Source organism: Desulfobacula sp., from assembly GCF_021107415.1.
The window spans coordinates 1-4,009 of the sequence record NZ_JAIOSW010000158.1; the positions used below are offsets into that span (position 1 = coordinate 1).

The 4,009-nt window shown below is 40.6% G+C and carries 5 protein-coding genes; all 5 read right to left on the minus strand.

What is annotated here, in order from left to right:
* A partial coding sequence (locus K8S13_RS08630) for an exosortase C-terminal domain/associated protein EpsI (RefSeq protein ID WP_291461966.1) occupies positions 1–1,499 on the minus strand: 1,499 nt, incomplete at its 3' end.
* A 2-nt stretch (positions 1,500–1,501) separates the two neighbouring features.
* Positions 1,502–2,548 (minus strand): radical SAM protein, encoded by a 1,047-nt coding sequence (locus K8S13_RS08635; RefSeq protein WP_291461967.1) that lies wholly within the window; start codon positions 2,546–2,548, stop codon positions 1,502–1,504.
* Positions 2,549–2,575: 27 nt separating this feature from the next.
* Positions 2,576–3,091, minus strand: a complete 516-nt coding sequence (locus K8S13_RS08640; RefSeq protein ID WP_291461969.1) for a GNAT family N-acetyltransferase — start codon at positions 3,089–3,091, stop codon at positions 2,576–2,578.
* Positions 3,078–3,359, minus strand: coding sequence for a DUF1778 domain-containing protein (locus tag K8S13_RS08645; RefSeq protein WP_291461971.1), 282 nt, complete (start codon positions 3,357–3,359; stop codon positions 3,078–3,080). Before K8S13_RS08645 ends, K8S13_RS08640 begins: the two co-directional genes overlap by 14 nt.
* Positions 3,360–3,468: 109 nt before the next feature.
* Positions 3,469–4,009: glycosyltransferase family 4 protein (locus K8S13_RS08650; protein WP_291461973.1), on the minus strand; the 541-nt coding region annotated here is incomplete at its 5' end.

Genomic DNA, 4,009 nt, shown 5'->3' on the forward strand with positions numbered 1-4,009 from the left:
CCATCCATCCGCTGCCTGGCAGACTCAATGGATTCCCCTTTTCCAATAGTAGTTATTGGCCTGATAAATAGATCATGGGTATTGTCTTTTTTTATGGCGTGAAGGGCAAGATGGAAACGATTAATGTTTTTATCATGAGTTGCCTGGTTTTTTGTTTGGAACCAGAAATAAATAAGGTGCTTTGTCCCCATTGACTCCATGACCATTTCGGTGACAGGAAGACTTTCAAACATCGGCACATCATTAATGACACGCTTTGACTTGCTGATGGTTTTCCAGCCGGAGGACGGCAAACAGACAGTGGGGCTGTGAAAAAAATTAACATTTTCAAGAAAAGCCGTACTCCGGTATCCCATATACAAAGAAACCGCATGACTCTCCTGATTAACATAAACACAGCTGAATGCTTCCTCAGCACCGGAAGCATCAATGATTTCCGGCTCAATCAACTGGATTTGTCCCTTCCAGTCATTAAAAGACCTGGGGAAACTTTCTATCCCTCCTTTAATCTTAACCGGTGGCAAAGCACTCGTATTAAAAGTCAGACCGCCTACAATAATCAGCAAAACAACAGAAACAACAAAGGCGCTTATATTTCCTTTATTTTCAAAATTCTTTCCTGAATCCATCAATTCGTTCTGAGTCGGTTTTTTATCTTTGGGTGGAAAAAATCTTAAAAATCTGCCAAATACAAAAAGGAAGACAAAGGCAACCATAAAAATTGCCAAACCTTGAAAATCATGGAAAAATCCCTCTGCCATTTTTGAACCAAAATTATATGTGAGAACCCCGGTGATTCCAATCCTCAACACATTTGTCAAGATAGCAATGGGAATGGTAACAACAACACATGCCACTCGCTTCCAGAAAGAGCGTTCAAAAAAGTAACCATATAAAACCCCAAGAGCCATAAGGGGAAAAAGAAACCTGAGCCCGCTGCAGGCATCAACCACCTGAAGTTTTGTCACCCCCAAATCAATGATATTACCACTGACATACACCGAATATCCACACGCGCGCAGAAACATCCCGCCCAATTCAGAAGAAATGCTTTTCAGGTATACCCCAATGGTCCTGTCAAGAATAGTTGGCAAAGGTATCATGAAAGCCAGAAAACAAAGTGAAAGGCTGGCCCGTTTAAAAAAATCCATACCAAAACAGAATATGGCAAATAAAACAATCAAAATTGGTAATGCCGGCCTTGAGATATGACCGCTGGAACCGAGTACACCATAAATGGAAAGCAGGACAAACAACAGCAGCAAGGGAAAGACAGGCCAGCAGCTTTGGATAGCAACACCTTTCAAGGCTTGCCTTTTATCCCATAAAAAAAATGCAGAAATAAAGGGAATGAGGATACCATAGGAATAGTCGTCATTGGTCATCCAGGTATTGTAAAGAGAGCTGAACGGAACAAAATATGCACCAACAAAAAGCAGGAGAAGAATACTTCCTTGAAAAATCGGATTCTGAAAGATGTTTCCGGGGGATGATGTCATTATTATAAAACTCCTTTTAAATCACCTTGTCTCGGGTCCTGCCCGACATCATAATATGGAATGGAATCAATATCGATATCTTTGCCTGACATGCTTTTGATTTTATTTGTGACCACCCACTTCACGGGATGTTTAATGTATTTTTTCATGACCGGTGAAGCAGACCCGATCATCCAGCAATTCTTCGGACATTTAGCAACGAGTTCCCTGACTTTTTTAGCTTTGGAACTATTCCATAATTCTTCAAAACTGTCTGCTTCCCGGATATTGCCAAAACTTTTAAACCAGTATTTTTTTTCCATTCCATTGCAGGGCAGCACCTCACCATAAGGATCGAAAAAAAAATTTTCCGTGCCTGCCTCGCACGGCAGCATCCTTCTTCCGCCCCGGATATAATTGATCAACCCAAGATTAAAAAATGCCCTGAACCAGCTTTTAGGCTTTTTCTCCTTTAAGAGCCTCTCGATCAATTCCTTGAAATTGCCAATCACTTCGTCCTTGTTGGTAATAACATTATCATCTTTGTGAAAATAAAATGAGTTATGGAACGCTGCCGTGGCAAACTCCATACCAAGCTGCTTGGAGAGTTCATACAGCCATAGCATGTCTTTTGAATTATTATTGGAAACTGTAATACCGAATCCCACATCTTTGCGCCCCATTTCCCTCAACCCCAAAAGAGTTCTAAGACCTTTGTCAAAACCGCCCTCTCGTCCCCTGAGCTCATCATTTTTCTGGGACAGACCTTCAATGCTGACACGAAAACCAAGATCAGGAAATTTTTCTGCGAGCGCAAAAACCCTATCTGTATAAAATCCACTGGTAGAAATGCACACCCGTTTGGACTTTTTAAAAATCACCTCAACAAGTTCAGCAAGATCTTCCCTGATCAGCGGTTCACCACCTGTAATATTCGTCACATTGACTTGTGGCATCTTATCCAGATCCCGTGCTGTAATCTCCTTTTCCGGATCAGTAGGATTTTGCCCTATATCGCACATCTTGCAGCGCATTGGACAACGATAAGTCGTTATAATTGATGCTTCCATTCTATCTCCTGATTGTTTCAACCTGAATCATTGATTGCCGAATACAGATGAATATAAATGCAATAGCGTTTTTAGCGGTAAGAAAAGGTTTAGATCTTTGTCCGACAGCGGAATAAAACCAAATTTCTGATAATATTCTTTTACCCCTCGATTTTTCGCATCTACAAACAACCCTATAATGCCGGCATTCTCGGAGATTTTTATCGTTCGATTGACTGCATCAATCATCATGTTCCTGCCGATCCCCTGGTTTTGTACTCCTTTAGCGACGGCCAGCCTGGCTATTTTAACGGCAGGAATATTGCCCTTGTATTTCCTGACAAATTTTTCAGGCAGTTTTAGTGCATTAATTTCAAAAATGGAGAGCGTATAAAAACCTAATATTTCTTTTGGAATTCTCTTTTCCGTCAATACAAATGTCCGTGAAAGCCCTTTTTTAAGATTTTGGCGGGCAAGATTTTTCAGGAAGATATTAAGTTCTTCTACTCCACAGTCAAACCCGGCTCTATTATGTGAACGGTTCAGCTCTTCAAACTGATTCATTCCCAAATTCCTGTTTGTATGCCCTGGCAGCCTGGATCAACTTGTCATTGGGCTTTGGTGGATTTTCAACAGCTTCAAATAGGGTCAAGGCATCATTGTATGTCAGGTTCAACACCCGATCATATTCTATAACCGACTTGGCCTTCTCCAATGCAGACTGCACAACAAATTGATTTAAAGTAGCCCCGGACAACTCAGCAGCCTGGATCAGTTTTTTATGAACATGGTAAGGCATCCTGGTCTGAAATCTTTTTTCAACTCCCGGCATGGTTCCTCCTTATTTCCAAATAATTATATTTTTTATTATTTGATATTATAAACACTTTGTGCCATATTGACAACACAAACCCGCCAGAACGATAAATTAAATCATATTTTTATTTGTTTAAAACCTCAAGGTACAATTCTTCCATCTGGTCAGTAATTGTATCCCAGGAATAATTGTTCAGCACATGTTCCCTTGCGATTTTCTTTTTCTGTCTAACCTTTTCAGGATTATCAATTAGATATCCAAGCTTTTCCCTTAAATCCTCAACATCCCTGTTTTTAAATGTAAATCCAAAATCCTCAACAGCTTCAAGATTTTCAGGAATATCACTTGCAAGACAGCAGGAACCATAACTCATGGCCTCCAGCAGGGCAATGGGAAGGCCTTCCAGAGTGGATGGCAGACAAAAAACATATGCATTACTGAAAAGCTCTTCCAAAACCTGCCCGGTGACAAACCCGGGAAATAAAATCCGGTCATCCTTTTCTGCCATTTCGCTAAGTATGGCTTTGTAATCTTCAGCATGGGCAGCATCGCCTGCCACAACAAGTTTCATATCAGTATCGATACCTTGAAAAGCCTCTATTAAAAAATGAGGGCCTTTTTCAGCAACAAGCCTCGCTGCAAACAAAATATAATTTTCTTTTTCA

Excerpts from the sequence above, each read along its gene's own strand:
- K8S13_RS08635 (WP_291461967.1), bottom strand. The coding sequence starts at position 2,548 with ATGGAAGCATCAATTATAACGACTTATCGTTGTCCAATGCGCTGCAAG.
- K8S13_RS08640 (WP_291461969.1), bottom strand. The coding sequence starts at position 3,091 with ATGAATCAGTTTGAAGAGCTGAACCGTTCACATAATAGAGCCGGGTTT.
- K8S13_RS08645 (WP_291461971.1), bottom strand. The coding sequence starts at position 3,359 with ATGCCGGGAGTTGAAAAAAGATTTCAGACCAGGATGCCTTACCATGTT.